Raw genomic sequence first — 13,884 nt, forward strand, 5'->3', positions numbered from 1 at the left:
AGGGCACGCATATAGAGAAAAGCCCCTGGCATTTGCATGTCAGGGGCTTTTTTCGTCAGGCCCGATCGCGTTCCAGCAAGGGCTTGAGGTAATGCCCGGTATACGACTGCTTCATCTTGGCCAGTTCCTCGGGCGTGCCGCTGGCAATGATCTGGCCTCCCTTCGAGCCACCTTCCGGCCCCAGGTCCACCAGCCAGTCGGCGGTCTTGATCACGTCCAGGTTGTGCTCGATCACCACCACCGTGTTGCCGTGGTCGCGCAGGCGATGCAGCACGTCCAGCAGTTGCTGGATGTCGGCGAAGTGCAGGCCGGTGGTTGGCTCATCCAGGATGTAGAGGGTCTTGCCGGTATCGCGCTTGGACAGCTCGCGCGACAGCTTCACCCGCTGCGCCTCGCCGCCCGAAAGCGTCGTCGCCGATTGCCCCAGCTTGATGTACGAAAGGCCCACGTCCATCAGCGTCTGCAGCTTGCGCGCCAACGCCGGGACCGCGTCGAAGAACTCGCGGGCATCCTCGATGGTCATTTCCAGGACCTCGTGGATGTTCTTGCCCTTGTACTTGATCTCCAGGGTTTCGCGGTTGTAGCGCTTGCTCTTGCACACATCACACGGCACGTAGATATCCGGCAGGAAGTGCATTTCCACCTTGATCAGGCCATCGCCCTGGCACGCTTCGCAGCGCCCGCCCTTGACGTTGAACGAGAAGCGCCCCGGGCCATAACCTCGCGAGCGCGACTCGGGCACGCCAGCGAACAGTTCGCGGATCGGAGTGAAGATCCCGGTATAGGTGGCCGGGTTCGAGCGCGGTGTGCGGCCGATCGGGCTCTGGTCGATGTCGACTACCTTGTCCAGGTGTTGCAGGCCGTCCATGCTGGTGTGCGCTGCTGCTTCCAGGCTGCTGGCACCATTGAGCGCGGTGGCGGCCAAGGGGAACAGGGTGTTGTTGATCAGTGTCGATTTGCCCGAGCCGGACACACCGGTGACGCAGGTCAGCAGGCCGATCGGCACTTCAAGGTCGACGTTCTGCAGGTTGTTGCCGCGCGCGCCCTTGAGCTTGAGCGACAGCTTCTTGTTGCGAGGCGTGCGTTTGGCCGGCACGGCGATCTTCTTGCGGCCTGACAGGTACATGCCGGTCACCGAGTCGGGGTGCGCCATGACTTCCTGCGGCGAGCCTTCGGCGACGATCTGTCCACCATGCACCCCGGCGCCCGGGCCGATGTCGACGACATAGTCGGCCAGGCGAATGGCATCCTCGTCGTGCTCTACCACGATCACCGTGTTGCCCAGGTCGCGCAGGTGGTTGAGGGTGGCCAGCAGGCGGTCGTTGTCACGTTGGTGCAGGCCGATCGACGGCTCGTCGAGGATGTACATCACCCCCACCAGGCCGGCGCCAATCTGGCTGGCCAGACGGATCCGCTGGGCCTCGCCGCCCGAAAGGGTTTCGGCGCTGCGGTCGAGGGTGAGGTAGTCCAGGCCGACGTTGACCAGGAACTGCAGGCGCTCGCAGATTTCCTTGAGGATCTTCGCTGCAATCTCTCCGCGCCGACCGCTCAGCGTCAGGGTGGCAAAGTACTCGCTGGCATCGCCGATCGGCAGGTTGGTCACGGCCGGCAGGGTTTTTTCGCCCACCCATACATGGCGTGCTTCGCGGCGCAGACGGGTGCCGCGGCAGTCCGGGCACGGTTGGGTGCCAAGGAACTTGGCCAGCTCCTCGCGCACAGTCGCCGACTCCGTCTCGCGGTAGCGCCGCTCCAGGTTCGGCACGATGCCTTCGAAGGGGTGCGAGCGCTTGACGATGTCGCCGCGGTCGTTGAGGTACTTGAAGTCGACGCTTTGCTTGCCGCTGCCCTGCAGGATCACCTTCTGGTGATCGGCCGAGAGCTGGCCGAACGGCTCGTCGAGGCTGAAGCCGTAATGCGCCGCCAGCGAGCCGAGCATCTGGAAGTAGTAGACGTTGCGTCGGTCCCAGCCACGGATCGCGCCTTCGGCTAGGGTCAGCTCGTTGTTGACCAGGCGCTTGGTATCGAAGTACTGCTTCACGCCCAGGCCGTCGCAGGTCGGGCAGGCGCCAGCCGGGTTGTTGAAGGAGAACAGCTTGGGTTCGAGCTCGCTGATCGCATGGCCGCAGACTGGGCAGGCGAAGCGCGCGGAGAAGATCATGTCCTCGGCGCTTTCGTCATCCATCTGCGCCACCAGGGCGATACCGTCGGCCAGCTTGAGGGCGGTCTCGAAGGACTCGGCCAGGCGCTGCTGCAGGTCGTTGCGCACCTTGAAGCGGTCGACCACCACATCGATGCTGTGTTTCTTCTGCTTGTCGAGCTTGGGCAACTCGTCGAGTTCGTACAACTTGCCGTTGACCCGCGCACGAACGAAGCCCTGGGCGCGCAGCTCATCGAACACCGCCAGGTGCTCACCCTTGCGCTCGCGCACCACGGGTGCCAGCAGCATCAGCTTGCTGCCTTCGGGTTGCTCGAGCACCAGGTCGACCATCTGGCTGATCGTTTGCGCTTCCAGCGGAATGTCGTGGTCCGGGCAGCGTGGCGTACCGACGCGGGCATAGAGCAGGCGCAGGTAATCGTAGATTTCGGTGATGGTGCCAACGGTCGAACGCGGGTTGTGCGAGGTCGACTTCTGCTCGATGGAGATCGCCGGTGACAGGCCTTCGATGGTGTCGACATCGGGCTTTTCCATCATCGACAAAAATTGCCGGGCATAGGCCGACAGCGACTCCACATAGCGGCGTTGGCCTTCGGCGTAGAGTGTGTCGAAGGCCAGGGACGACTTGCCGGAACCGGACAGACCGGTGATCACGATCAGTTTGTCCCGGGGCAGGGTCAGGTCGATGTTCTTCAGGTTGTGGGTACGTGCCCCACGGATCAGGATCTTGTCCACTACGGCCTCGCTTGGCGGGCATAAACAAGGAAGTATACGGCGCGCTGCCGCTACGCGGCAAAGCGTCGCGTAGATGCCGTCTAGCCGTCGGACTGATAGAATCGCCGCCGGTTCACACGAGGTTTATCCATGCACGACACCCACAACGAGCGCATGAGTGGCAGCGAAACCCGCGCCGCAGGCGGCCTTGCCCTGGTCTTTGCCTTTCGTATGCTGGGCATGTTCATGGTCCTGCCCGTGCTGGCCACCTATGGCATGGACCTCGCCGGTGCCACGCCCGCGCTGATCGGCCTGGCCATTGGCGCCTACGGCCTGACGCAAGCCGTGCTGCAGATTCCGTTCGGGGTGATTTCCGACCGCATCGGTCGCCGTCCGGTGATCTACCTGGGCCTGGTGATCTTCGCCCTTGGCAGCTTGCTGGCGGCCCAGGCCGATTCGATCTGGGGCGTGATCGCCGGACGCATCCTGCAGGGCGCGGGGGCGATTTCCGCAGCGGTCATGGCCTTGCTCTCCGACCTCACCCGTGAGCAGCATCGCACCAAGGCCATGGCCATGATCGGCATGAGCATCGGCCTGTCGTTCGCGGTGGCGATGGTGATAGGACCGCTGCTGACAAGCGCCTTCGGGTTGTCGGGATTGTTCCTCGCCACTGCAGGACTTGCCGTGGTAGGCATCGCCCTGATCGCCTTCGTCGTGCCCAGTGCGCACAGTGCGCTGCAGCACCGCGAGTCTGGTGTCGCACGCCAGGCGCTCGGCCCGACCCTGCGTAATCCGGACCTTCTGCGCCTGGACCTGAGCATTTTCATCCTCCATGCGATCCTCATGGCGAGCTTCGTGGCATTGCCGCTGGCGTTCGTCGAGCGTGGCGGCCTGCCCAAGGAAGAGCACTGGTGGGTATACCTGACCGCGTTGCTCATCTCATTTTTTGCAATGGTGCCGTTCATCATCTACGGCGAAAAGAAGCGCAAGATGAAACGCGTGTTGGTTGGTGCGGTCATTGTGCTGCTGCTGATCGAGGTGTTCTTCTGGCAATGGGCTGACAACTTGCGCGGACTGGTGACCGGCACCGTGATATTCTTTACCGCCTTCAACCTGCTGGAGGCATCCTTGCCTTCGCTGGTCAGCAAGGTGTCGCCCGCCGGCGGCAAGGGAACGGCCATGGGGGTCTACTCCACGAGCCAGTTCCTGGGTGCCGCGCTGGGAGGAATCATCGGTGGCTGGTTGTACCAGCACGGTGGCCTGGGCATGGTGTTCCTGGGATGTGCTGTACTGTGTGGTATCTGGCTGGTATCTGCCCTGGGCATGAACGAACCGCCGTACGTCACCAGCCTGCGCATGCCGCTGACACCGGAGGCGGTTCGGGAAGCCGGATTGACCGAGCGCCTGATGGCTGTGCCGGGTGTGACCGACGCCGTGGTGGTGGCAGAAGAAGCCGCCATCTATATCAAACTGGATACGAAAATTTTGGACCGTGCGACCCTCGAGCGTCTGGTGAACCCAGCCCCGACGGCGTGCGAAGCCTAGGAGAACGTTATGGCCCGTGGGGTTAACAAAGTCATTCTGGTTGGTACTTGCGGCCAGGATCCCGAAGTCCGCTACCTGCCCAACGGTAACGCCGTGACCAACCTGAGCCTGGCCACCAGCGAGCAGTGGACCGACAAGCAGTCGGGGCAAAAGGTCGAGCGCACCGAATGGCACCGTGTCTCGCTGTTCGGCAAGGTTGCCGAGATCGCTGGCGAGTACCTGCGCAAGGGTTCGCAGTGCTACATCGAGGGCAAGCTGCAGACCCGCGAGTGGGAAAAGGACGGCATCAAGCGCTACACCACCGAGATCATCGTCGACATGCAGGGCACCATGCAGCTGCTCGGCGGTCGTCCGCAGGGGCAGGGCGGTGATCAGTACAACCAGGGTGGCGGCAACTACAACCAGGGTGGTGGCCAGCAGCAACAGTACAACCAGGCACCACGCCAGCAGGCGCCGCGTCCGCAGCAGGCGCAACAGCGTCCAGCGCCCCAGCAGCCAGCTCCGCAGCCTGCCGCTGATTTCGACAGCTTCGATGACGATATTCCGTTCTGAGTCGTAACTGAGCCTTTACGTGTAAAGCTGTCACCTGAAACCCCCGCCTTGCGGGGGTTTTTCATTTTCGCGCGGCATGCGCCTGGTTTCCTTTGCCCACTCTTCTGCCGCCCTCATGTGGGGCGTTACGCACCCAATGTGGTCATTGGTAGCACTGCCCTCGCTGTGCTCGTCTTGATGCTGCGCTCGCGCCAGCACGCATCCTGTTGATTCAACTCATATTCGAATGGCTGTGGGATTTCCCTTCTCGGCTGTGGCACACTTTCTGCCGTCTATTCCGTTGTTGCAAACAACGTTCCGGTATAGCGGAATAAACAATATCTGGGAGTGCCCGTCATGCAGCGTCGACTTTCCTTGTTTACAGCGTGTGCTTTTCTCTTTGCGGCTTCAGCTTCGCTCGCGGGCATTGCCCAGGCGGCGGACAGCAAGCTCGACAGCGTGTTGAAGCGTGGCCACCTCATCGTGGGCACAGGCAGCACCAACGCGCCATGGCACTTCCAGGGCGCGGATGGCAAATTGCAGGGTTTCGATATCGACATCGGGCGGATGGTCGCCAAGGGGCTGTTCAATGACCCGGAGAAGGTCGAGTTCGTGGTGCAGTCGTCTGACGCCCGGATTCCCAATCTGTTGACCGACAAGGTCGACATGAGCTGCCAGTTCATCACCGTCACCGCCAGCCGCGCGCAGCAAGTGGCATTCACCCTGCCGTACTACCGCGAAGGCGTCGGCCTGCTGCTGCCGGCCAACAGCAAGTACAAGGAGATCGAAGATCTGAAGGCGGCGGGTGACAGCGTCACCGTGGCCGTGCTGCAGAACGTCTACGCCGAGGAGCTGGTGCACCAGGCGCTGCCCAAGGCCAAGGTCGACCAATACGACAGCGTTGACCTGATGTACCAGGCCGTGAACTCCGGTCGGGCCGACACCGCTGCCACCGACCAGTCGTCGGTCAAGTACCTGATGGTGCAGAACCCCGGTCGCTATCGCAGCCCGGCCTATGCCTGGAGCCCGCAGACCTACGCCTGTGCAGTCAAGCGCGGCGACCAGGACTGGCTGAATTTCGTCAATACCGTCCTGCACGAAGCCATGACCGGTGTCGAATTCCCGACCTACGCAGCGTCGTTCAAGCAGTGGTTTGGTGTCGAGCTGCCTAGCCCGGCCATTGGTTTCCCCGTCGAATTCAAATGACTCCGCAAGAGCGGGGCGCCTCTGTCGCACCCCGCTCCAGGTACTGCTGACCATGAACTATCAGTTGAACTTTGCTGCCGTGTGGCGCGATTTCGACACCTTGCTGGCGGGGCTCGGTCTGGGGCTCGAGCTGGCGCTGGTGTCGATCGCCATCGGCTGCGTGATCGGCCTGTTGATGGCGTTTGCCTTGCTCTCGAAGCACCGCGCATTGCGGGTGTCGGCATCGGTGTACGTGACGGTGATCCGCAACACGCCGATTCTCGTGCTGATCCTGTTGATCTACTTTGCGCTGCCAGGGTTGGGGATCCGCCTGGACAAGATTCCCTCGTTCATCATCACCCTGTCGCTGTATGCCGGGGCGTACCTGACCGAAGTGTTTCGTGGCGGTCTGCTGAGCATTCCCAAGGGCCTGCGCGAGGCGGGGTTGGCCATTGGCCTCGGCGAGTGGCAGATCAAGGCGTACATCACGGTGCCAGTGATGTTGCGCAACGTGCTGCCTGCCTTGTCGAACAACTTCATTTCGCTGTTCAAGGACACCTCGCTGGCGGCGGCGATCGCCGTGCCTGAGCTGACCTATTACGCGCGCAAGATCAATGTCGAGAGCTACCGGGTGATTGAAACCTGGCTGGTGACCACAGCGCTCTATGTCGCGGCCTGCTACCTCATCGCCCTGCTGCTGCGTTACCTCGAGCAGCGTCTGGCGATTCGTCGATAGGAGGGCCCTCATGTACGAGTCCCCAAGCTGGTTGCATGAATTGTGGAGCGCCCGCGAAGCCCTGTGGTCAGGCTTTCTGACCAGTGTGCAGTGTTCCATCCTGGCGATTTTGCTCGGCACCCTGATCGGTGTCGTTGCCGGGCTGGTGCTGACCTACGGCAGGTTCTGGGCACGCGCGCCGTTTCGTTTCTACGTCGACCTGATTCGCGGCACGCCAGTGTTCGTGCTGGTGCTGGCCTGTTTCTACATGGCGCCGGCGCTGGGTTGGCAGATCAACGCGTTCCAGGCCGGGGTGCTGGGGCTGACGCTGTTCTGCGGCTCTCACGTCGCCGAGATCGTGCGCGGTGCGTTGCAAGCGCTGCCACGTGGGCAGATGGAAGCGAGCAAGGCCATCGGTCTGACGTTCTATCAGGCGCTGGGCTACGTGTTGTTGCCTCAGGCCATGCGGCAGATGTTGCCGACCTGGGTCAACTCATCGACCGAAATCGTCAAGGCCTCGACCTTGCTCTCGGTGATCGGTGTGGCCGAGTTGCTGCTGAGTACCCAGCAGATCATCGCCCGGACCTTCATGACCCTGGAGTTCTACCTGTTCGCCGGTTTTCTCTTTTTCATCATCAACTACGCCATCGAATTACTCGGCCGGCATATTGAAAAGCGGGTGGCCTTGCCATGACTCACGTTGCAGCTTCTACCCAGAACACCAGCCAGGCCCTGCTCGAGATTCGCGGCCTGCACAAACAGTACGGTCAGCTCGAAGTGCTCAAGGGCGTCGACCTGACGATGCAGCGCGGCAACGTGGTCACGCTGATTGGCTCCAGCGGCTCGGGCAAGACCACGCTGTTGCGCTGCGTGAACATGCTCGAAGAGTTCCAGGGCGGGCGGATCCTGCTCGAGGGTGAGTCCATCGGATACCACGAGGTCAACGGCAAGCGCGTGCGCCACTCGGAAAACGTCATCGCCCGGCATCGGGCCATGACCGGCATGGCGTTCCAGCAGTTCAACCTGTTTCCGCACCTGACCGCTTTGCAGAACGTCACCCTGGGGCTGCTCAAGGTGAAAAAGCTGCACAAGGACGAGGCCGTGGTGCTGGCGGAAAAATGGCTGGAGCGCGTAGGCCTGCTGGCGCGCCGCGATCATTTTCCCGGCCAGCTCTCTGGCGGGCAGCAACAGCGCGTGGCGATCGCCCGGGCGATTGCGATGAAGCCGAGCCTGATGCTGTTCGACGAAGTCACCTCGGCCCTCGACCCGGAGCTCGTGGGCGAAGTGTTGAGCGTCATCAAAGGGCTGGCCGAGGACGGCATGACCATGTTGCTGGTGACCCACGAGATGCGCTTTGCCTTTGAAGTCTCGGACACCATCGTTTTCATGAACCAGGGGCGTATCGAAGAGCAGGGGCCTCCCAAAGATCTTTTCGAGCGCCCGCAGTCTCCGCGCTTGGCGGAATTTCTCAAAAGCACCCGCTTTTAACAGTCAATTTGCAACCAGGAGAAACACCCATGAGCATTACTCGTTATGGCACGGGTAGCACCGCCGGTGGCGGCCAGCCCCGTCCTTTCGCCCGCGCGGTCGAGGCCGATGGCTGGCTGCACGTGTCAGGCCAGGTGCCTGCAGTGGATGGCGAAATCATCGTCGGCGGCATCGTCGAGCAGACCCACCAGACCATGCGCAACTTGATCGCCATCCTCGAAGAAGCCGGCTATGGCCTCGAAGATGTGGTGCGCGCCGGCGTATGGCTGGAAGATCCGCGGGACTTCTGGAGCTTCAACAAAGTCTTTTCCGAGTACTTCAAGCCCGAGCATGCACCGGCCCGGGCCTGTGTGCAGGCAAGCATGATGGTCGACTGCAAGGTCGAGATCGATTGCATCGCCTACAAGAAAAAGGGCTGACGCGCGGCGGCGCTTGTAGGCGCCGTCGAAGGCTGCAATCTTTTGCCGATCGCAAGCACGCGCAGCCTGCGCCAGCGCCTACGAACTAGCATGGGAACACTGAAATGACCGAAGACACTATCAAACGCCGGGCTCGTGGCTTGGACCGGGCGTTCGATATCCTCGATTACCTCAAGGAAGTCGGCCAGCCCCTGCGGCCGAATGACATCGCCAATGGTATCGGCAGCCCGAAGTCCACGGTCTACGAACTGGTCGCCTCGTTGCTCGAGCGCCGGATCCTGGAGCAAGTGGGCAAGGACGGCCATGTCTACCTCGGTCGTCAGCTGTATTTTCTCGGGCAGGCCCACCTGCGGCATTTCGACCTGACGCGCGAGGCCGATCACGCGCTGCAGGAAATCGTTAGCCAAACCCGTGAAACCGCACAGATGTGCCTGCTCAACGGGCGCAAGTACACCGTTGCGCTGATGCGCGAAGGGGAGCGGCACTTCCGCATTTCCTCGGACATCGGTGAAGACGCCCCCATCCCCTGGACCGCCTCCGGGCGGCTGTTGCTGGCGCACCTGAGCGACCAGGCGATCGTCGACCTGATCGACCACGACGACTTCATCCTGCCCGATGGCGAGCGCCTGCCGCTGGAGCAATTCCTCAAGGAGATCCGCCAGGCTGGCATCGACGGCTTCTTTTCCTTCGACAGTGTTGCGGACACCTTTACCCATTGCTTTGCCGCGCCGGTCAAAGACCGTGACGGTGTGGCCATCGCGACCCTGTGCATCGTCGCCCCGCGGGCTGATGCCAAGAACAACTACAACGACTATCGCCGGGTGTTGATCGAAAGCGCCAACAGCCTGGCCCGTCGCATCAATGAATGACCGTGGCCGTTAGCGGCTGCGCGTGAGGAGTGAGAGCATGTCTTCTGCCTTGAACATCGCCACCGTGGAAAAGGGTGCAGGCCAACCCGGCGCCAGCCTGGTGCGCGACGTAAGCCTGCCGGCGCTGGTGCTGCACCGCGAAGCGCTGGAGCACAATATCCGTTGGATGCAGTCGTTCGTCAGCGACAGCGGCGCAGAGCTGGCGCCGCATGGCAAAACCAGCATGACGCCAGCGTTGTTCCGTCGCCAACTGGACGCCGGTGCCTGGGGCATCACCCTGGCCACCGCGGTACAGACTCGCGCCGCCTACGCCCATGGCGTGCGCCGGGTGTTGATGGCCAACCAATTGGTGGGGACGCCGAACATGGCGCTGATCGCCGAGTTGCTGGCCGACCCTGCATTCGACTTCCACTGCATGGTCGATCACCCGGACAACGTCGCCGACCTTGGGGCATTCTTCGCCGCACGCGGCCTGCGCTTGAACGTCATGATCGAGTACGGCGTGATCGGTGGCCGTTGCGGTTGCCGCAGCGAAGCCGAAGTGCTGGCGCTGGCCGAGGCGATCAAGGCGCAGCCGGGCCTGGCCTTGACCGGCATCGAAGGCTACGAAGGGGTGATTCACGGCGACCACGCGGTCAGCGGCATTCGTGCGTTCGCCGCGTCGCTGGTGCAGTTGGCCGTGCAACTGCAGGACAGCGCGGCGTTCGCCCTCGACCAGCCGATCATCACGGCGTCGGGGTCGGCCTGGTATGACCTGATCGCCGAGTCCTTCGAAGCGCAGAACGCCACGGGGCGCTTCCTCAGTGTGCTGCGCCCTGGCAGCTACGTGGCGCATGACCATGGTATCTACAAGCAAGCGCAATGCTGTGTGCTCGATCGCCGCAGCGACCTGCACGAGGGCCTGCGTCCGGCGCTGGAGATCTGGGCCCATGTGCAGTCCTTGCCGGAGCCGGGCTTCGCGGTGATCGCCCTGGGCAAGCGCGACGTGGCATATGACGCTGGGCTGCCGATGCCATTGCTGCGCTACCGGGCCGGTGTGGTGCCGGCAGTTGGCGACGATGTCAGTGCCTGCACGGTAACGGCCGTGATGGATCAGCACGCATTCATGACGGTAGCGCCCGGGGTGCAATTGCGGGTCGGCGACATCATCTCGTTCGGCACCTCCCACCCGTGCCTGACCTTCGACAAGTGGCGCACAGGGTGCCTGGTGGATGAGCAGTTGAACGTCATCGAAAGCCTGGAAACCTGCTTCTGAGGTCTGAGGCCGCAGCCCTTCCATCACCTGTGAAACAGCAGAACCATCGAGAATCCACAACCATGAACAGCATCAGCAGGCTCGGCCCCGGTACCGCGCGTATCGCGTTGATCGGCGAGTGCATGATCGAGTTGCAGCAGCGCGCTGACGGCAGTCTGCAACAGGGCTTTGGCGGCGATACCCTGAACACGGCCGTCTATCTGTCACGTGAAATGGGTGATGACGCCAGCGTGGATTACGTCACCGCGCTGGGCGATGACAGTTTCAGCGATGCCATGTGCCAGCGCTGGTCCGACGAAGGCATCGGCCTGGGCATGGTCCAGCGCTTACCGGGTCGCTTACCCGGTTTGTACTGCATTCAGACCGATGCATCGGGAGAGCGTCGTTTTCTCTATTGGCGCAACGAAGCCGCCGTGCGCGATTGCTTCACCACGCCAGCGGCGGCCCCGATTCTGGCGGAGCTGGTGGCTTACGACGTGCTGTATTTCAGCGGCATCACCCTGGCGGTGCTGGGTGAGGCAGGGCGCACCAAACTCATTGAAACGCTGATCGCGGCGCGACAGCGGGGCGCGCGGGTGGTCTTCGACAACAACTACCGGCCGCGCTTGTGGAGCACGGTGGAGCAGGCCCAGGCGGCGTACCGCGACGTGCTGCCCTATGTCGATTTGGCACTGTTGACGGTGGACGATGAGCAGGCCCTGTTCGGGTTTGCCGATTGCGCGGCGGTGTTCGCGGCCTATGCGCAAATCGGCACGCCTGAAGTGGTCCTCAAGCGCGGCGCTGAGCCGTGCCTGATTCGCTCTGACGGTGCCTCGTTCGAGGTCCCGGCGCAGCGCGTCGAGCGCGTCGTGGACACCACGGCGGCCGGGGATTCGTTCAGCGCGGCGTATCTGGCCAGTCGGCTGCGTGGCGCCAGCCCGGAACAAGCGGCAGAAGCGGGGCACCGCCTGGCGAGCCGGGTGATTCAACAACCGGGGGCGCTGATTCCCCGAGGCTGAATGGCCTCCGGGCCAGATGACTGGCCCGGTTTGAACCTGCCATGGCCGCGCGCAACGCGTCGAGGATGAAAATCCGCCAGGGCGAATTTCAAAAATAACGACCCGCCATGTCTCTGTGCGACAACCCTTACCTCATGACGAAAATTAGTTTCACGTCATTTGAAAAGGCTTAACGGAAATGTTTTATGACTTTCACAAAACATTCGACGTGACCCTTTCGAGGAGTACCGCATGACCCTGTCCCCCGGCTACCCGGCCGACGTGGCGATCCCGCAGCGCGCGGCGGAAGGGATCGACGGGGTGTGGGTCAACGGTGTGTTGAGTTACCGCGACGGCCAGGCCAACGGCAGAAGGGAAGGGCGCTTCCTCGCGCGCGAGGGCGATTTGCGCGAGGGCTTCAGGTAACGCGCAGACCAGCGCAATGCGTTGAGGTTGCCAGGTGCCTGGAGGCACTCATTCATACGTGATCCATCTTTTGTCGCGGGGTGCTCCTGGAAAGGGGCATGGATGAATGTGGAAACCCTTCAGTTTTGTCAGGCGCGTGCGGGGTCGTTTGAATGGCGGCTCTTTACCCGTACTGAACGGAGCTGGTCATGACGCAAAATCACCAACCTTTGATGGGCTGCTACTTCCGATCCTGGCGCGACACTGTAAATGGGGTGGAGGGCAACTGCTGTTCCATGGCGGATCTACCCGAGGAGGTGGATATCGCCTTCGTGTTTCCCAATGGCGAAGAGTCGCCGCTGTTCTGGGAAAAGCTGGAGAGCGACTTGATTCCCGCCCTGCACGCCAAGCAGATCAAGGTCGTGCGCACGTTGTTCATCGATGAACTGATCAACCCGGACTTTGCGGATTCGCCGCAAGGTTACCAGGACCTCGCGAACCATCTGCAGCAACGTTTCCTCTGCGTCCCCGGACTGGACGGACTGGACATCGACCTTGAAAAAAAACTGACGCCCACCCAGCGTGCCAAGGCGCAGGCCGTCTCGCTGCTGCTGGCCGAGCGCTTGAAGCAGAGCGGCAAACTGTTCATCTACGACACCAGTGAATTGGGTGACATGGAGCTGCTGAGCGCCTTGGCGCCGTCGCTGGACTACCTGCTTTTCCAGGCTTACGGACAGAGCCCGGAGCGAGTGCAAGCACACTTCGACAGACTGTTCTGCGGCTTCCTCGCACCGGAGAAATTCATGGTCGGCTTCTCGTTCTACGAGGAGCGTGGAACCCGCTGGGGCGATACGGCTGCTGATTTCGATGGCAGCAGGGCGCGCCAGTACGCGGAGTGGGTTCCGACCCAAGGTAACAAGGCAGGCATTTTCTCCTACGCCGTCGACCGTGATGGCGTCACGGAGGGCGACGATAACCTGCAACCTACCGATTACAGCTGGACCCGGCGGCTCAAGCAGCTCAGCCGCTGATGCATCGCCGATGCCCGCGCAGGTGGCGCGGGCATCTTCCTGCGCTGCACTACACCGGCGCTTTATCGCTACAGCCCGTCGAGCGCGGCCTGGGCAAAGTACGCATCCAGTTCTGGGGTTGCACCGCTGATGCCGATACCGCCGATATGCTTGCCGTTCCTGTCCAGGATCGGCAGCCCGCCCTCCAGCAAGGTGAAACCCGGCAAGGATGCGTAGGGGTTGGCCGGGTGTGCGCTGCTGCGCTCGCTCAACGCGCGTGTCGACAAGGGAAAGCGGGCAGATGTCGCCGCTTTGAGTTGTGCCACCTGGATGCTGCCGCTGCTGGTGCCGTCCATGCGGTGGAAGTGCTTCAGGTTACCGTGGTTGTCGATGATGCTGATCACGATCGCGTAGCCTCGGGCGATGGCTGCACGTTCAGCGGCGGCCGTTATTTCTCGTGCCTGTTGTGAAGTGAGAGGCAGGGGCGCGTCTTGGCCAGGTGTCGCCTCCGAAGCCGCCGCGAAGCTTGGGAGAGCAGCGCCTGAGCTGGCGATGAGCATGGCGAGAAGCAGATTTTTGATACCCATTGCGAGTGATCCGTTTTTCGGAAAACCCG

General features: G+C 62.3%; 14 protein-coding genes. 12 read left to right on the plus strand and 2 right to left on the minus strand.

The window, feature by feature from the left end; all coding sequences use genetic code 11:
- Nucleotides 1-55 precede the first annotated feature (55 nt).
- Nucleotides 56-2,890, minus strand: a complete 2,835-nt coding sequence (gene uvrA / locus HU748_RS10350; protein WP_186670256.1) for an excinuclease ABC subunit UvrA — start codon at nucleotides 2,888-2,890, stop codon at nucleotides 56-58.
- Between the two features lie 129 nt (nucleotides 2,891-3,019).
- Here uvrA and HU748_RS10355 point away from each other — a divergent pair, with 129 nt between their 5' ends.
- The 12 genes from HU748_RS10355 to HU748_RS10410 all read left to right on the plus strand — a co-directional run bounded on the left by HU748_RS10355 (nucleotide 3,020) and on the right by HU748_RS10410 (nucleotide 13,289).
- The gene (locus HU748_RS10355) at nucleotides 3,020-4,414 is read left to right on the plus strand and encodes an MFS transporter (protein ID WP_186709491.1); all 1,395 of its coding nucleotides are present in this window, start codon (nucleotides 3,020-3,022) and stop codon (nucleotides 4,412-4,414) included.
- Nucleotides 4,415-4,423: 9 nt separating this feature from the next.
- Complete coding sequence (locus HU748_RS10360) at nucleotides 4,424-4,966, plus strand: single-stranded DNA-binding protein (RefSeq protein ID WP_186670260.1); 543 nt, start codon at nucleotides 4,424-4,426, stop codon at nucleotides 4,964-4,966.
- Nucleotides 4,967-5,302: 336 nt separating this feature from the next.
- Complete coding sequence (locus HU748_RS10365; protein ID WP_186670262.1) at nucleotides 5,303-6,151, plus strand: transporter substrate-binding domain-containing protein; 849 nt, start codon at nucleotides 5,303-5,305, stop codon at nucleotides 6,149-6,151.
- Between the two features lie 52 nt (nucleotides 6,152-6,203).
- A complete protein-coding gene (locus HU748_RS10370; RefSeq protein WP_186670264.1) occupies nucleotides 6,204-6,866 on the plus strand; it encodes an amino acid ABC transporter permease in 663 nt (220 codons plus the stop codon).
- Nucleotides 6,867-6,876: 10 nt separating this feature from the next.
- Entirely contained in the window at nucleotides 6,877-7,539 is a 663-nt protein-coding gene (locus HU748_RS10375; RefSeq protein WP_186670266.1) for an amino acid ABC transporter permease, read from the plus strand.
- Nucleotides 7,536-8,333: an amino acid ABC transporter ATP-binding protein gene (locus tag HU748_RS10380; protein ID WP_186670268.1), complete on the plus strand. Its 798-nt coding sequence runs from the start codon at nucleotides 7,536-7,538 to the stop codon at nucleotides 8,331-8,333. Before HU748_RS10375 ends, HU748_RS10380 begins: the two co-directional genes overlap by 4 nt.
- A 29-nt stretch (nucleotides 8,334-8,362) precedes the next feature.
- On the plus strand, nucleotides 8,363-8,752 hold the full coding sequence (locus tag HU748_RS10385; RefSeq protein WP_186709494.1) for a RidA family protein: 390 nt from the start codon (nucleotides 8,363-8,365) through the stop codon (nucleotides 8,750-8,752).
- A gap of 104 nt (nucleotides 8,753-8,856) precedes the next feature.
- Entirely contained in the window at nucleotides 8,857-9,621 is a 765-nt protein-coding gene (locus HU748_RS10390; protein WP_186709495.1) for an IclR family transcriptional regulator, read from the plus strand.
- Between the two features lie 37 nt (nucleotides 9,622-9,658).
- A complete protein-coding gene (locus HU748_RS10395; RefSeq protein ID WP_186720284.1) occupies nucleotides 9,659-10,876 on the plus strand; it encodes an amino acid deaminase in 1,218 nt (405 codons plus the stop codon).
- Nucleotides 10,877-10,938: 62 nt separating this feature from the next.
- Nucleotides 10,939-11,874: a sugar kinase gene (locus tag HU748_RS10400; RefSeq protein ID WP_186720285.1), complete on the plus strand. Its 936-nt coding sequence runs from the start codon at nucleotides 10,939-10,941 to the stop codon at nucleotides 11,872-11,874.
- Between the two features lie 231 nt (nucleotides 11,875-12,105).
- A complete protein-coding gene (locus HU748_RS10405) occupies nucleotides 12,106-12,279 on the plus strand; it encodes a hypothetical protein (RefSeq protein WP_186670301.1) in 174 nt (57 codons plus the stop codon).
- A 275-nt stretch (nucleotides 12,280-12,554) separates the two neighbouring features.
- Nucleotides 12,555-13,289 carry an endo-beta-N-acetylglucosaminidase gene (locus HU748_RS10410; protein ID WP_186709499.1) on the plus strand — a complete coding sequence of 245 codons (735 nt, stop codon included), beginning with the start codon at nucleotides 12,555-12,557 and terminating at the stop codon, nucleotides 13,287-13,289.
- A 68-nt stretch (nucleotides 13,290-13,357) separates the two neighbouring features.
- Here HU748_RS10410 and HU748_RS10415 read toward each other — a convergent pair whose 3' ends face one another.
- On the minus strand, nucleotides 13,358-13,855 hold the full coding sequence (locus tag HU748_RS10415; protein ID WP_238348333.1) for a heme-binding protein: 498 nt from the start codon (nucleotides 13,853-13,855) through the stop codon (nucleotides 13,358-13,360).
- Nucleotides 13,856-13,884 lie beyond the last annotated feature (29 nt).

Source organism: Pseudomonas sp. RW3S2 (assembly GCF_014268955.1).
GTDB lineage: Bacteria > Pseudomonadota > Gammaproteobacteria > Pseudomonadales > Pseudomonadaceae > Aquipseudomonas > Aquipseudomonas wayambapalatensis.

Excerpts from the sequence above, each read along its gene's own strand:
- HU748_RS10355 (WP_186709491.1), top strand. The coding sequence starts at position 3,020 with ATGCACGACACCCACAACGAGCGCATGAGTGGCAGCGAAACCCGCGCC.
- HU748_RS10360 (WP_186670260.1), top strand. The coding sequence starts at position 4,424 with ATGGCCCGTGGGGTTAACAAAGTCATTCTGGTTGGTACTTGCGGCCAG.
- HU748_RS10365 (WP_186670262.1), top strand. The coding sequence starts at position 5,303 with ATGCAGCGTCGACTTTCCTTGTTTACAGCGTGTGCTTTTCTCTTTGCG.
- HU748_RS10370 (WP_186670264.1), top strand. The coding sequence starts at position 6,204 with ATGAACTATCAGTTGAACTTTGCTGCCGTGTGGCGCGATTTCGACACC.
- HU748_RS10375 (WP_186670266.1), top strand. The coding sequence starts at position 6,877 with ATGTACGAGTCCCCAAGCTGGTTGCATGAATTGTGGAGCGCCCGCGAA.
- HU748_RS10380 (WP_186670268.1), top strand. The coding sequence starts at position 7,536 with ATGACTCACGTTGCAGCTTCTACCCAGAACACCAGCCAGGCCCTGCTC.
- HU748_RS10385 (WP_186709494.1), top strand. The coding sequence starts at position 8,363 with ATGAGCATTACTCGTTATGGCACGGGTAGCACCGCCGGTGGCGGCCAG.
- HU748_RS10390 (WP_186709495.1), top strand. The coding sequence starts at position 8,857 with ATGACCGAAGACACTATCAAACGCCGGGCTCGTGGCTTGGACCGGGCG.
- HU748_RS10395 (WP_186720284.1), top strand. The coding sequence starts at position 9,659 with ATGTCTTCTGCCTTGAACATCGCCACCGTGGAAAAGGGTGCAGGCCAA.
- HU748_RS10400 (WP_186720285.1), top strand. The coding sequence starts at position 10,939 with ATGAACAGCATCAGCAGGCTCGGCCCCGGTACCGCGCGTATCGCGTTG.
- HU748_RS10405 (WP_186670301.1), top strand. The coding sequence starts at position 12,106 with ATGACCCTGTCCCCCGGCTACCCGGCCGACGTGGCGATCCCGCAGCGC.
- HU748_RS10410 (WP_186709499.1), top strand. The coding sequence starts at position 12,555 with ATGGCGGATCTACCCGAGGAGGTGGATATCGCCTTCGTGTTTCCCAAT.
- HU748_RS10415 (WP_238348333.1), bottom strand. The coding sequence starts at position 13,855 with ATGGGTATCAAAAATCTGCTTCTCGCCATGCTCATCGCCAGCTCAGGC.